The organism is Rhizobium sp. ARZ01, assembly GCF_014851675.1.
Lineage (GTDB): Bacteria > Pseudomonadota > Alphaproteobacteria > Rhizobiales > Rhizobiaceae > Mycoplana.
On the sequence record NZ_JACVAE010000003.1, the window covers coordinates 34,603 to 49,336 of the forward strand.

Sequence of the window (14,734 nt, forward strand, 5' to 3'; positions counted from 1 at the left end):
CGGCGATGAAAATCGAAAATGCCATGGTGCTGGCGGCGGGCCTCGGTACCCGCCTGCGCCCCGTGACGGATACGATGCCGAAGCCGCTCGTGCCGATCGCGGGAAAGCCAATGATCGACTATGGCCTGGACGCGCTTGCAGCAGCTGGCGTGCGCCGCGCCGTCGTCAACATGCATCACTTCGCCGGCCAGATGATCGATCACCTCTCGCACCGTCAGCGCCCTGAAATCCTGATCTCCGACGAAACGGATGCGCTGATGAATTCCGGCGGCGGACTTGCCAAGGGGCTGCGGCTGCTCGGACCGGAGCCAGTCTTCGTCTTGAATGCGGACCTCTTCTGGGTCGGTGAGCGCCAGGGCGAGGAGACCAACCTGCGCCGGCTCGCCTCCTTCTTCGATCCGGCCCGGATGGACATGGCAATGCTCTGCGTCCGCCTGGAAAACACCACCGGGCACAATGGCAAGAACGACTTTTCGATGGATGCGGAGCGTCGGCTGTCACGTTACTGCGCGGATCATGGCGAACCGGTGGTTTATGCCGGTGCTATCGCGATGATGCCAGCGCTTCTCGCCGATGCGCCGGAGGAACCCTTCAATCTCAACATCTACTTCGATCGCGCCATTGCCGCCGGCCGCCTCCATGGTCTGATGCTCGATGGGCACTGGATCACCGTCGGCACCCCGGAGGCGATCACCGAGGCCGAGGCGGCTGTCGGCAAGAAGGCTGGCGCGGCATGAGCGGGCGGGCGCAGCAGGCGGGCAATGTCTATTCGATCCATCCCGGCCTGCCGTTTCTGCGAACGCTCGCGCAAAAGATCTGCGACGGCGCGATCATTTCCGGCTTTCGCTACGATCCGGAAGACCCGCTTTCGCTCGCCGACCTGACGATCTACGTGCCGACTCGGCGATCGGCGCGAACCTTGCGATCCGAGTTCGTCGACCTGCTTGGCGGCCGTTCGGCGATCCTGCCCGTCATCCGCCCGCTCGGCGAAACCGACGACGACAGCGGATTCTTCGACGAAACCGCCCCGGCAGCGCTCGACATGGCCGAGCCGCTGTCTGGCCCCGCGCGCCTTCTCGAACTCGCCCGGCTCGTCCTCGCCTGGCGCAACAGCCTGCCGGCGGCGATCACCGCCGTCCATGCCGAAAGCCCGCTCGTTGCCCCGGCAAGCCCGGCCGACGCGATCTGGCTTGCCCGCGAGCTAGCCGAACTCATAGACGCGATGGAGACGGAAGAGCGCGATTGGCAGGCGCTTGAGACGATCGATGCCAATGAGCATGCGCAGTGGTGGCAGCTGACCCTGGCATTCTTGCAGATCGCCAGTGTGTTCTGGCCGCAACGGCTCGAAGAGCTTAACCGCTCCTCTCCCTCGGTCCGCCGAAATGCGACGCTGCATGCGGAAGCCGAGCACTATCGATCCTTGCCGCCCGCGGGTCCCGTGATCATCGCCGGTTCCACCGGTTCCATTCCCGCCACCGCACGCCTGATCGACGCGGTTGCCGCGATGCCGAACGGCGCCGTCGTGCTGCCCGGCCTCGACTTTTCGATGTCCTTTGAGGAGTGGCGCCTCATCGCGCACGATCCCCTGTCGGGCGAACCTTCGCGCGAGGCATCGAACCGCAGCCACCCGCAATACGGTCTCAGCCGCCTGCTCGAGCGCCTTGGCCTCGACCGCGCAATGGTCGTTCCTCTTGGACAAGCGCAATCCGACCTCGAAACACGCGCCGGCGTGCTGTCGCGCGCGCTCTTGCCGGTTCACGCCACCGCGGGCTGGGAAGAGCAGCGCCGAAAGACAACGGAAAGCGAGCTGCGGGATGCGTTCGCCGATGTCGCGCTGGTCGAGGCGGCCAACGAGCGCGCCGAGGCGACCGCCATCGCCATCGCCCTTCGCTTGGCGCTCGAAGCCGGCGAAGAAAGCCAGGCCGCTTTGATCACACCGGACCGCAAGCTGGCGAGACGCGTCGCGATCGAACTTGCTCGTTTCGGTATCGAGGCCGATGATTCCGCCGGCACGCCGCTGCTTTCGACGCCGCAGGGCGAACTCGTCCGGCTGCTGCTGGAAGCGACACTGCGGCCCGGCGATCCGGTCGCCCTTGTCGCCCTCCTAAAGCATCCGCTCGCGCGCTTCGGCCTGCCCGCCGAGACGATGCGCGCGGCGGCAACTGCATTGGAGCTCTATGCGCTTCGCGGTGGAACGGCGGAGGTCGACATTTCCGCGCTCGAACCCCTCTTGGACGAAGCCCTCGCCCGCCACGCCGCCGACCGCAAGCCGCCGGTCTGGCGCGAAGCGATCAGCGACGATGCCGTGCCGCTGGCCCGCGACCTGGCACGCCGGATCGCTGCCGCGCTCGAGCCATTGGCCGGGGTGCTGGTGCGCCACAGCCGCAGCGGACGGCGCTACACCACCGCGCTCCCCATGTCGGATTGGGCCGAACGTACCGGACGGGCTCTGGAAGCCGTTGCGATCGACGAGCGTGGAAATCTCGCAGGCCTCTGGTCGGGCGAAGCTGGCGACGGCCTCGCATCACTTCTCAAGGGCGTGATGGAGGCAGAGGGCCAGCTCGAAGCGGATGGGCCGCAATGGTGTGACGCCCTAGAAGCGCTCGGCGCAAGCGAAACCGTCAAGCCACGCTCCATGCGCCATCCGCGGGTGTTTATCTTCGGGGCGCTCGAATCGCGCCTGCAGAACGTCGACACAATCGTCATCGGCGGCCTGAACGAAGGAACCTGGCCGGGGCAGACGACCAATGACGCCTTCCTGTCGCGCGTCATGAAATCGAACATCGGGCTGGAACCGCCCGAACGCCGGATCGGCCAGCTGGCGCATGATTTCCAGATGGCCTGTGCGGCAAAGAACCTGGTGCTTACCCGGGCAATGCGCAGCGGTACCTCCCCGACTGTCGCCTCGCGCTGGCTGCAGCGACTGCTCGCGGTCGGCGGCGAGACACTCGGCCGCGATCTGCGTAAGCGCGGCAGAGACCTTCTGCAATGGGTGGACCTGCTGGACCAGCGGCCGCCGCAACCGCCGGCGACACGGCCCGAGCCACGCCCGCCGGCCGAGCTTCAGCCGCGCAGCTATTCCTTCAGCGAGGTCGGGCGGCTGCGCCGTGACCCCTACTCGATCTACGCGCGCCGGATCCTGCGGCTGCATCCCGTCGCTCAGTTCAATGTCGATCCGGGTGCTGCCGAGCGCGGGACGCTCTACCACCGGATCGTCGATCGCTACGTGCGCGAGCGGTCGGGCGACGGTGCGGATACCGTGCTGATGAACCGCATCACGGCAGAAGAGTTCGACCGCATCGCTCTGCCCCTCCACATCGACGCCGTATGGCGCCCCCGCTTTCAGGCGGTCGCCCGCGCCTTCCTTGACTGGGACACCAGGCGGCGCGTGTCGGTCGTCAAAAGTCTGACGGAAGCGCCCGCCTCGCTCGAACTCGGCATTCCCGGGTTGCGCCTGACCGGCGTCGCCGACCGGATCGACCTGCACGCCGATGGCCGTGCGGACCTGATCGACTACAAGACCGGCAGCTCGCCGTCGCTGAAGATCGCCCGCGCGCTGCTCGATCCGCAGCTCGCGCTTGAGGCCGCCGCTCTCAAGCAGGGTGGCTTCCGGGGTGTGCCGGCGACGGCACCGGCCGATCTTATCTATGTCCGGCTGAAACCCGGTGATCGCTTCAGTGACGAGAATGTCAATAACGAACATTCGAAGCCGACTAAGGACCGCCAGCCAAAATCGGCCGCAGATCTCGCGGACGATGCGCTCGGCGAGCTTGAAAAACTCCTGACGCAATTGCTTTCCGGACGCTACGGTTTTGCCTCGCGCGTCATTCCGGAAGCGGAACGTGATTTTGGCGGCGAGTACGACCATCTCGCCCGCGTTGCGGAATGGTCGACGGCCGAGGGCGGCGAAGGAGAGGACGATGCTTAAGGACGATCGGCCGCACGCCGACGATCCCGGCGCCTGGCTGAACTGGACCAGCCGCAAGCAGGCCGCAGCCTCCGATCCCTCCGGGTCGGCATGGGTTTCGGCCAATGCCGGCTCCGGCAAGACGCATGTGCTGACGCAACGGGTGATCCGGCTACTGCTCGCCGGCTGCCGCCCCTCGGCCATCCTCTGCCTGACCTACACCAAGGCGGCGGCCTCGGAAATGTCGAACCGCGTTTTCGATCGTCTCGCCGAATGGGCGGTGCTGCCGGATGAGGCGTTGGCCACGCGCGTGGAAGCGATCGAGGGCGTGCATCCGGACGGACCGAAGCTTGAAGAAGCACGCCGCCTTTTTGCCCGCGCGCTGGAAACGCCAGGCGGCCTGAAGATCCAGACCATTCACGCCTTCTGCGAGGCGCTGTTGCATCAGTTTCCGCTCGAGGCCAATGTCGCCGGCCATTTCTCGGTGCTCGACGATCGGGCCGCGACCGTGCTTCTCGCCGATGCCCGCAGATCGCTGCTGACTGCCACCGCGACGGAGGACGACCGCGAACTTGCGGAAGCGTTCAACACAGTCCTCGACATTGCCGACGACACCGGGCTTGAACGGTTAATCGGCGACATCATCGCCAACAGGAGCGCCATTCGCAACTTCATCGAGGAGGCTGCGGCCCATGGCGGGCCGCAGGCATTCCTGCGCGAACAGCTCGGCTTCGGGCCGCAGGAAGATGCGGCAAGCCTCACCGAAGTCTTCTGGCCACCCGGCAACTTCGACGCAAACCTGTTCCGCCGGTACGTCGAGACAGCGCTCTCGGTCGGCAGCGACACGGTCAAGGGCAATGTCGCCGTTCTTGCATCTGTTCCCGAACTGCGGGACGCAGAACAGCGGCGGATGACCCTTTGCGAGATCTTCTTCACCGGCAGCGGGGCGTCCGCCAGCCTCGACCGCGCGCTCCTGTCGAAGAAAATCAAGGACGCGTCGGCAGATTTCGAAGCCTTCTTCGCCGACTTCCAAAGCCACATTGTTGCCTGTCAGGACCGGCTGCGCCGGTTCCACATGTTCAAGGCCACCTGCGCGGCCCTCGTCATCGCCGAGCGGCTGATCGGCGACTACGAGGACCTCAAGCGCGGTCGCAGCCTGCTCGACTTCGATGACCTGATCGACCGCGCGGCCGCGCTTCTGACGCGCAGCGACGTCGGCGCCTGGGTCCACTACAAACTCGACCAGGGCATCGACCACGTGCTGGTCGACGAGGCGCAGGACACGAGCCCCCGGCAATGGGCGATCATCGGCGCGCTGACCGGTGAGTTTTTTTCCGGCGCATCGGCACGCATCACAGCGCGCACCGTCTTTGCCGTGGGCGACGAGAAGCAGTCGATCTATTCCTTCCAGGGGGCGCGCCCGGAACGCTTCGCCGAGGAAGGGCGGAGGACAGCGCATCGGGCCAATGACGCGAACGCATCCTTCCAGCCGATTCGACTTCTGCTCTCCTTCCGATCGACCCGAGACGTGCTCTCAGCCGTCGACCGTGTCTTCTCCGTTCCCGATCATGCGCGGGGGCTTTCGCCCGACAACTCCGACATCGTCCACGCCTCGAACCGGGGACGCGAGCCGGGCATCGTCGACATCTGGGAGGTGATTGCGCCTGCCGAAACAATCGACGAGGCGGACTGGACCGCCCCCTTCGATGCGGTGCCGGAAAAGGCGCCGGTCAACATCCTTGCCCGACGCATTGCCGATACGCTTGCCGACTGGATCGGCCGGGAGACGGTGACCGAAAAGGGCATCGCCCGGCCGATGCGGCCCGGAGACGTCATCGTTCTCGTGCGCAAGCGCGACGCTTTCGTCAACGCCCTGACCCGTGCCCTGAAGCAGCCGCACCGTATCCCCGTCGCCGGCGCCGACCGGCTCGTCCTGACGGGGCACATCGCCGTGCAGGATCTTCTCGCGCTCGGCCGTTTCGCACTTCTGCCGGAGGACGACCTGTCGCTGGCGGCACTGCTGAAAAGCCCTTTGATCGGGCTATCTGAAGATACACTGTTCGAACTTGCGGCCCGCCGGCCCGAACGGTCGAGCTTGTGGCTGCACCTTCGAGGGCAGTCCGAGGCAGACGAGGTTGTCGCGGCCCTCGTAAGCCGGCTGGAGAACTTCTCGGCGCTGGCGCTCAGTCTTCCCGTCCATGATTTCTACGCCCGCGTGATCGGTGCGCTCGGCGGCCGGGCGGCCTTCCTTGCCCGCCTCGGGCAGGAAGCCGGCGAAATCATCGACGAGTTTCTCTCCTTCGCCCTGGACCAGGAAGAAAACGGCCTCCCGGGCCTACAGGCGTTCATCTCCACGCTGGAACTGGAGGCGCCGAGCGTCAAGCGCGAGCAGGACAAGGGTCGCGACGAAGTGCGCATCATGACGGTGCACGCGGCCAAGGGCCTCGAGGCGCCTGTCGTCTTCCTCGTCGACGGTGGCGGTGCACCCTTTACCCACACGCACATGCCGAAACTGCGCTTCCTGGCCGGAGCGGGCGACATCGGTCGCGACCTGCCGGCGTGGCTGCCGGCAACGACCTTGGGCAATGCCTTGACGGAGACGGATGCGCTGCGCTTACGCACCCAGGCGGAAGAAGAATACCGACGCCTGCTCTATGTCGCCATGACCCGCGCCGCCGACCGGCTGATCGTGTGCGGCTATCGCGGCAAGAAGGAAAGCCAAGGCACCTGGCATGAAATGGTGCGACTCGCACTTTCTGGTGACGAGCGCTGCAGCGAAGTTGAATTCTCGACGACGTCGGACCAATGGTCCGGCTACACATGGCGCGAAGCGGACGCTCAGCACGCCAAAACCGAGACGATCGAGCAGGCGGCACAGGAAAGCACCGCACAGCTGCCGCCGGCGCTTGGCCGCCCACTGCCGCCACAGCGCCATCTCCCGCGCCCCTTGAGCCCCTCGGGCGCCGCAGCGGTCATCGACACCTCGCAGTCCGATCTAATCGTTGGCTCCGCGCTTTTCGCACCAAAAGCAGGAACAGGCGCCGGTCGCTCGCTCGAGCGCGGCCGGATCCTGCATCGCTTCCTGCAAATATTGCCCGATATCCCGCTCGCGGATCGCCGCGTGGCGGCACAACGCTACCTCGACCGTGCCACGCGCCACTGGCCGGGTCGTGAGCGAGACCACCTGGTCGATGCAGCCATTTCAATCATGCAGGAGACTTCCCTCGGCGCGATCTTTTCGCCAGCTGCGCGCGCCGAAGTCTCCCTTATGGGCACGCTGAGGCTCGGACGGACGGACTATGCCGTTTCCGGGCGCATCGACCGGATGGTCGTAATGGAGGACACGGTCGAGATCGTCGATTTCAAGACAAATCGACAGCCGCCGATGTCAAAGAGCGATCTTCCCTTCGAACATGTTGCCCAGCTTGCGATCTATCGTGCGATTCTAGCGCCGCTCTATCCCGGCCGGACGATCCGCTGCGGCCTGGTCTACACGGAGGCGCCCCTCGTCTATTGGCTTGGCGACGAAGTCATGACCGCAAGCCTTGCCGAGCTTGCGACAAAGTGAGATACCGGCATTGAAATGGCTCCGGCCCCGCATCACATGAAGTGCAACCTCAATCTCCCAAGGAGCAGCCCCTCATGGCTACAGTGAAAGTCGACAATTCCAACTTCCAGGCCGAAGTCCTCAATTCCGCCGAGCCGGTGGTCGTTGATTTCTGGGCAGAATGGTGCGGCCCGTGCAAGATGATCGCCCCTGCGTTGGAGGAAATCTCCGCCGAACTCGCCGGCAAGGTGAAGGTCGCCAAGCTCAACATCGACGAGAATCCGGAACTTGCAGCGCAGTTCGGTGTGCGCTCGATTCCGACGCTCGCCGTGTTCAAGGGCGGCCAGGTTGCCGATATCAAGGTTGGCGCGGCCCCGAAGACGGCGCTGTCGTCCTGGATTTCGTCGGCTGCGGCTTGAGCTCGTCCTGCTCCACAAAAGCCTGCTCCCCAGCCCTTAACTGAAATGTAGACTACCTCCTGTCGCAGAACCTCGACTATTGCGAGTGGTTCTTGCGACAGGAGTTCGAAAAGCTCTACGCTGGCGATTTTTGCGAAACAACAGAGCCAATGGATAGGCACAGGCGACGCTCGCGAGCAAACATGCCAAGAGCCTTGCCCACCCGTCTAGTCAAGCACGACCACGGCCTCCACCTCGAAGAGCATGGGGTCAATCGCAAGCTTGGGAACGGGTATCAGGGTCTGCGCGGGCAGCGCCTCGCCAAACATTTCCTTGACGTTCTTGGTCAACACCTCAAGCTTGGACATATCGTGATCGACCACGAAGACCGTAAGCTTGGCGACCTGATCTGGCCTCGCACCCAGCGCATCGAGTGCCGTGCGCAAATTTGCGTAGGCCTGTTCAACCTGGGCAGCGAAGTCGGGCGATAAGGCTCCCGTGCGGTCTTGGCCGCCCTGCCCCGAGATGTAGGCCACCCGGCATCCGCTGGGCGCGATCACAGCCGTGCTATATCCGTTCTGCGACGGGTCGTGGAGATCCTTCGGATTCACGATGGTTAGCTTGAGCTCATTCTCATTCGCTGTCGTCACAGCGGGAATTCCAATGGCCATGATGAATAGTCCTCCGATGAGCAGATGTTTGATTGTGCGTAACATGATGTTCTCAAATGGCCTCTCGGTTCGGCGGAGTTCGAGCAACGTACCCTCGCCGCCGGCATGATCGAACTTTAAACCTATATCGCGATAGTAATCGTACGATGTACGACATTTAGGGCTGGTACACCGTACGAGTCAATCCTACGGGATCGACAATCATGAGATTGCCGGCCAAGATCGACATTTCCGAACAGCAAGGAAGACGGATGGCAGACGAACGCGGAGATGCCCGGAGCAAACGGCCGCAACAGAAAGATGAGCGGCGTCAGCGCGCGCAAGAGCGGCGTGGTGAACCGCCTCTCTCCCGGGAACGCATCGTGGCGACCGCGGTAGAACTTCTCGATGCCCAGGGTGTCGACGGATTGACGATGCGTCGGCTGGCCGATCACCTCGGCGCGGGCGTGATGAGCCTATATTGGCACGTCAACAACAAAGAGGATGTCTTTGATCTGGCGCTCGACGCGGTGCTCGAATATCGCGGGCCGTCGCAATTGGTTGAGCCTCAAGACTGGCGCGGAGAAGTCGTTCTGATACTCGAAGACTGGCGCGCCAGCATGCTGCGCCATCCTTGGTCTGCATCGCTATTGCCGCGCCGGGCGCTCGGCCCGAACATCCTCCGCAGCCTGGAACTGCTGAGCAAGACCTTGTCTAGAGCCGGGGTCGCCGACGCTGAGTTGAACGTCGCGATATGGTCGCTCTGGAACTATGTGATGGGTGCCACCATCACCCGGGCGAGCTTCGACCTCTCGGACGAAGATAGAGCCGCTGCACAACAGCGCCTTACCCATCTCAGCGAATGCTACCCGACCATCGAGCGCTCTCGTCTGCTGTTGGATAACGACTGGGATGGCGCGTTCAGGACGGGCCTCGGTTTCCTACTCGATGGCCTCCCTCTAAGATGAGGCGGAACGCTCGCCTTGCCTCAAAGCGATGGCCGCTGTGGTTGTGTTTGCAAAGTCGCAAAAACGGACATTCTGCAACAGTTAAGCGCGCAGAATGCTTCACGACAGGGTGAACCGCCCAAAACGGCCGTGCAACAAGGGGGCTAGGCATTGGACTCCACTTTCGGTAGGTGGGGTCGCGCGGGGCCTTTTCCGTCCCGCCACGGCAGTTGGGTCAGGTCGGTGGAGTGCCGTTGTCTGCAAGCACATCCCCGACCAGATAAAGCGAACCGCCGATGAGGATGCGCGGTGCAACCGCGTCGTCCTCAACGATGCGACCGATTGCGTGCAAAGCTTCGGCGACTGACGAGACAGGCTCTGCCTCCAGCCCCGCATCCATGGCATCGCTCGCCAACACGACCGGGTCGATGCCCGCGTCCGATGCGCGGATCGGTACGGTGAAGACGCGTTCGGCAATCCCTCGAAAAGCATCGAAGTAGCCGACCGGATCCTTGGTGTTGATCATGCCGATGACGAGGAACAGAGGCCGCGGATCACGCTCCTCGAAGGTCGCCATCGTCTCGGCAATCACCACTCCGGCTCCGGGATTGTGCCCGCCATCCACCCAGATTTCCGACGACTCCGGCGCAGCCTTTGCCAGCACGCCCACAGTCAGTCGCTGTAAGCGACCAGGCCATTCGACCGAAATGAGGCCGCGTTCGATGGCCCGCTCCGTCACCGGCAACCCCGTCGCCTTCACCGCGCGGATCGCAGCGGCGGCGTTTGCGAATTGATGTCGCCCCGGGAGCTTCGGCGGTGGCAGGTCGAACAGGCCGAATTCGTCCTGGTAAACCATCCGGCCGAATTCCTCGTAGGCAAGGAAATCCTGACCGTAGACCGCGTGCGGGCAGGAGAGACGTTCGGCTGTGGCGACGAGCACGTCACGAGCCGCATCTTCCCTCTGGTGGCCAATGACCACGGGCGCGCCCTTCTTCATGATCCCTGCCTTCTCGGCCGCGATCAGTTCTACACGATCACCGAGATATGCCTGGTGATCGAGCGCGATCGGCATGATCACCGACACTGCCGGCTTCTCTATGACATTGGTGGCATCGAACCGGCCACCGAGCCCCACCTCGATGATCGCGACATCGGCCGGGTGCTCGGCAAAGAGTAGGAACGTGACAGCCGTCAGGATCTCGAAAACTGTGATCTTTTCGCCGCCATTGGCTTCGGCGACGCGGCGGACGGCATCGGCGAGCACCGGGTCTGAGACGAAAGCACCCCGCCCCCCCTTGCGGCCGAGCCGATAGCGCTCGTGCCAGTTGACCAGGTGGGGAGAGGTGTGGACGTGAACGGAAAGGCCCGCCGCTTCCAGGATGGAACGACTGAAGGCCGTAACCGACCCCTTGCCGTTCGTACCAGCGACGTGGATGACGGGCGGCAGGCGCTTGTGCGGATCACCGAGCGCCGAAAGCAGCCGCGTGATGCGGTCCAGCGACAGGTCGAAACCCTTGGGATGCAGGGCCAGGAGCTTCTCTATCTCCCGGCCAGCCTCGGTCATATCGGCCGTTTCCATCTCGCTGCCTCGGCCCGGTTCGATCAGGCGCTTGCGGCGATGGCGACTACGCCAGCCGTCTTGGTGGCCTCAGCAACCGGCTTTTTCGTCAGGATCTTCAGTACGCGGGCTAGGGTGTCGGGAATGTCATGGCGCTTGACGACCATGTCGACCATGCCATGCTCCAGCAGGTATTCCGAGGTCTGGAAGCCTTCCGGCAGCTTCTCGCGGATCGTCTGCTCGATCACGCGCTTACCGGCAAAGCAGATTTCCGCACCGGGTTCGGCCATGTGAATGTCGCCGAGCATGGCATAGGACGCGGTGACACCACCGGTGGTCGGGTTGGTCATAACGACGATATAGGGCAGCCCGGCTTCCTTCAGCATCTCGACCGCGACCGTCGTACGCGGGAGCTGCATCAGCGATAGGATGCCTTCCTGCATGCGAGCACCGCCGGAGGCCGGGAACATCACGAGCGGGCACTTCTCCGAAATCGCCCGTTCGAAGGCCTTGATGATCGCCTCGCCCGCGGCAATGCCGAGCGAACCGCCCATGAAGTTGAACTCGTGCACGACGGCGACAAGCTTCAGTCCTCGAACGCGGCCGACGCCAGCAAGGATCGTATCCTCCTGCTCGGTCTTGGCCCGGCTGTCCTTGATGCGGTCGACGTATTTCTTGGAATCGCGGAACTTGAGCGGATCCTGCGCCACCTTCGGCTGTTGCAGAGCCTCGAAGGCACCGTCGTCGAAAAGGTCCTTCAGCCTGGCCTTGGCCGGCATCTTCATGTGATAGCCGGAGGCCGGAATGACCCACTTGTTCTCTTCGAGATCGCGATGGAACACCATCTCGCCCGTTTCCGGGCACTTGATCCAGAGGTTCTCCGGAACTTCCCTGCGGCCCAGCATCGAATTGATTTTCGGCCGAACGTAGTTTGTGATCCAGTTCACTGAAGTTACTCCTGAATTTTTCGCCCCTATGTGGGGATTTATTCCGCTGCCGCAAGCCGGGCGCTACGCACGCCCGAAGCCAGGTTGCGCACCAGCGCCTCGACGCCGGCGACGGTTGCTTCGGTGGCAGCACCCTCGGCCGTAAGGCTGGAGGCGATCTGGTTGACGATAGCGCTGCCGACGACGACGCCGTCCGCAGATGCGCCGATGGCGCGCGCGTGCTCTGCCGTCTTGACGCCGAAGCCGACGCAGACGGGAAGTTTGGTGTGTTCCTTGATCTTGCGGACAGCACCGCCAATCAAGGACGGATCCGGCAGCGCCGATCCGGTGATGCCGTTCATCGATACGTAGTAGACGAAGCCGGACGTGTTCTCGAGTACCTTCGGAAGGCGCTTGGCGTTCGTCGTCGGCGTTGCGAGACGAATGAAGTTGATGCCGCGCTGGAGGGCGGGAATGCAAAGCTCGTCGTCCATTTCCGGCGGAAGATCGACGACGATCAACCCGTCAATGCCGGCTTCCAGTGCATCGTCCAGAAAACGGTCGACGCCGTAGATGTAGATCGGATTGTAGTATCCCATCAGCACGATCGGCGTGTCGGCATCCTCAAGGCGGAAGTCGCGCGCCATCTGCAGGGTTTTTGCCAGTGTCTGCCCGCCTTTCAGCGAACGCTGGCCGGCAAGCTGGATCGCCGGTCCATCGGCCATGGGATCGGAGAAGGGCATGCCGAGTTCGATCACGTCGGCGCCGGCCTTCGGCAGCGCCTTCATGATGGCAAGCGATGAGGCGTAATCCGGATCGCCGCCCATGAAATAGGTCACGAGCGCCGGGCGGCCCTCGGCTGCGAGATCGGCAAAACGTTTGTCCATGCGCGCAGTCATCTTAGAGCTCCATGCCGAGGATTTTGCCGACAGTGAAGATGTCCTTGTCTCCGCGGCCGGAGAGATTCATCAGGATGATCTCGTCCTTGCCCATCTTCGGAGCGCGCTTGACGACCTCGGCCAGCGCGTGGCTAGGCTCGAGCGCCGGGATGATACCTTCCACTCGGGTGAGAAGCTGGAAAGCTTCGAGCGCCTCGTGGTCCATGATCGGCACATATTCGGCGCGGCCGACATCGTTCAGCCAGGAATGTTCCGGGCCGATGCCCGGATAGTCGAGGCCCGCGGAAATCGAATGGCCTTCCTTGATCTGGCCGTCCCCATCCTGGAGCAGATAGGTGCGGTTGCCGTGGAGCACGCCAGGTGATCCGGCCGTGATCGAGGCGCAGTGCTCTTCGCCGTCCAGCCCTTTGCCGCCGGCCTCGACGCCGACAATCTTCACGTCCTTGTCGTCGAGGAAGGGATGGAAGATGCCGATGGCGTTCGATCCGCCGCCAACGGCCGCGATGACGACGTCCGGCAGCCGCCCTTCGGCCGCAAGAATCTGTTCGCGTGCCTCGCGGCCGATCACGGCCTGGAAATCGCGGACCATTTCCGGGTAGGGATGCGGGCCTGCGGCGGTGCCGATCAGGTAGTACGTATCATCAACGTTGGTGACCCAGTCGCGCAGGGCCTCGTTCATTGCGTCCTTCAGCGTACCGTGGCCAGCCGTGACCGGCTTCACCTCGGCACCGAGCAGCTTCATGCGGAAAACATTCGGCGCCTGACGTTCTACGTCGGTGGCGCCCATATAGACGACGCAGGGCAGACCGAAGCGCGCGGCGACCGTGGCGGAGGCCACGCCGTGCTGGCCGGCGCCGGTCTCGGCGATAATCCGCGTCTTGCCCATGCGCTTGGCAAGCAGGATCTGGCCGATGCAGTTGTTGATCTTGTGCGAACCGGTGTGGTTCAGTTCCTCGCGCTTGAAATAGATCTTCGCGCCGCCGAGATGCTCTGTGAGGCGCTCGGCGAAATACAATGGCGAAGGCCGGCCGATGTAATGGGCACCCAGATGGGCCAGTTCCCTTTGGAATTCCGGATCCGTCTTCGCCTCGTCCCACTTCTCCTGCAGATCGAGGATCAACGGCATGAGCGTCTCGGCGACGAAACGGCCGCCGTAGATGCCGAAACGACCGTCCTCGTCGGGACCGCCGCGAAACGAATTCAGATTGGGTGACTGACTCACATCCTACTCCCTACGGCCGCAGCCGGACCGGTCGCCCGCCGCACCGCTGCGAAAAACTCTTCCATCCTGCCGATATCCTTGACGCCCGGTGCGCTTTCGACCCCGGACGAGACATCGATGCCTGGCGCACGCGTCACCGCGATGGCTTCGCCGACATTGTCTTTATTCAAGCCACCGGAAAGCATGTAATCGACATTGTCGTCAAGCGCATGCATGAGCGTCCAGTCGAAGGAAACGCCGTTGCCGCCGGGCAGATCGGAGCCCACTGGCGGTTTTGCGTCGAACAGGAAGCGGTCGGCGATACCGACGTAGGCATCGATCTTCTCAAGATCTGCCGCCTCACGCACGGAAAAGGCCTTCATCACCGGCAGGCCATAGACCGCCTTGATCGTCAGCACGCGCTCCGGACTTTCGCCGCCGTGCAATTGCAGGATGTCCGGCCTCAGAAGCGCGACGATCTCGTCCAAGTCGTCGTTTTCAGCGTTCACCGTGACAGCAACGATCTTAGCCCGACCGCGCACCGGTTCGGCAAGCTCGCCAGCGTCGGCAGGCTCAATGTTTCTCGGGCTTTTTCCGAAGAAGATGAAGCCGATATGACTGGCACCGAGGTCTACGGCGCGCAGCACCGCCTCGGGCGTCCGCAACCCGCAAATCTTGATGTCGAAGTTTGTCATGGCATT

The 14,734-nt window shown here is 63.5% G+C and carries 11 protein-coding genes; 5 read left to right on the forward strand and 6 right to left on the reverse strand.

The features are described from left to right. Positions 1–5 precede the first annotated feature (5 nt). From IB238_RS17645 to trxA, 4 genes are all read left to right on the forward strand, one after another. Positions 6–737 carry a nucleotidyltransferase family protein gene (locus tag IB238_RS17645; RefSeq protein ID WP_192249884.1) on the forward strand — a complete coding sequence of 244 codons (732 nt, stop codon included), beginning with the start codon at positions 6–8 and terminating at the stop codon, positions 735–737. After that, positions 734–3,928, forward strand: coding sequence for a double-strand break repair protein AddB (gene addB, locus IB238_RS17650; protein WP_192249887.1), 3,195 nt, complete (start codon positions 734–736; stop codon positions 3,926–3,928). Before IB238_RS17645 ends, addB begins: the two co-directional genes overlap by 4 nt. Next, on the forward strand, positions 3,921–7,475 hold the full coding sequence (gene addA, locus IB238_RS17655; RefSeq protein WP_192249890.1) for a double-strand break repair helicase AddA: 3,555 nt from the start codon (positions 3,921–3,923) through the stop codon (positions 7,473–7,475). Before addB ends, addA begins: the two co-directional genes overlap by 8 nt. Before the next feature lie 74 nt (positions 7,476–7,549). After that, positions 7,550–7,873 carry a thioredoxin gene (gene trxA / locus IB238_RS17660; protein ID WP_192249893.1) on the forward strand — a complete coding sequence of 108 codons (324 nt, stop codon included), beginning with the start codon at positions 7,550–7,552 and terminating at the stop codon, positions 7,871–7,873. Positions 7,874–8,079: 206 nt separating this feature from the next. On the opposite strand, the gene IB238_RS17665 is transcribed toward trxA, so the two are convergent. Continuing rightward, positions 8,080–8,568, reverse strand: coding sequence for a RidA family protein (locus tag IB238_RS17665; RefSeq protein ID WP_192249896.1), 489 nt, complete (start codon positions 8,566–8,568; stop codon positions 8,080–8,082). Between the two features lie 206 nt (positions 8,569–8,774). Between IB238_RS17665 and IB238_RS17670 the strand changes: the two genes are divergently transcribed. Beyond that, positions 8,775–9,470: a TetR/AcrR family transcriptional regulator C-terminal domain-containing protein gene (locus tag IB238_RS17670; protein ID WP_192251265.1), complete on the forward strand. Its 696-nt coding sequence runs from the start codon at positions 8,775–8,777 to the stop codon at positions 9,468–9,470. Between the two features lie 214 nt (positions 9,471–9,684). Here the strand turns inward: IB238_RS17670 and IB238_RS17675 are convergent, their stop codons facing one another. From IB238_RS17675 to IB238_RS17695, 5 genes are read right to left on the reverse strand one after another with little or no spacing between them, the layout of a single operon-like run. After that, entirely contained in the window at positions 9,685–11,028 is a 1,344-nt protein-coding gene (locus IB238_RS17675) for a folylpolyglutamate synthase/dihydrofolate synthase family protein (RefSeq protein WP_192249898.1), read from the reverse strand. 23 nt (positions 11,029–11,051) lie between these two features. After that, positions 11,052–11,954, reverse strand: coding sequence for an acetyl-CoA carboxylase, carboxyltransferase subunit beta (gene accD / locus IB238_RS17680; RefSeq protein WP_192249901.1), 903 nt, complete (start codon positions 11,952–11,954; stop codon positions 11,052–11,054). Between the two features lie 38 nt (positions 11,955–11,992). Continuing rightward, entirely contained in the window at positions 11,993–12,832 is an 840-nt protein-coding gene (trpA, locus tag IB238_RS17685) for a tryptophan synthase subunit alpha (RefSeq protein WP_192249904.1), read from the reverse strand. 1 nt (position 12,833) lies between these two features. Beyond that, the gene (gene trpB / locus IB238_RS17690; RefSeq protein ID WP_192249907.1) at positions 12,834–14,054 is read right to left on the reverse strand and encodes a tryptophan synthase subunit beta; all 1,221 of its coding nucleotides are present in this window, start codon (positions 14,052–14,054) and stop codon (positions 12,834–12,836) included. Then, positions 14,051–14,728: a phosphoribosylanthranilate isomerase gene (locus IB238_RS17695; protein ID WP_192251267.1), complete on the reverse strand. Its 678-nt coding sequence runs from the start codon at positions 14,726–14,728 to the stop codon at positions 14,051–14,053. The genes trpB and IB238_RS17695 overlap by 4 nt, the downstream gene beginning before the upstream one ends. Between the last annotated feature and the right edge of the window lie 6 nt (positions 14,729–14,734).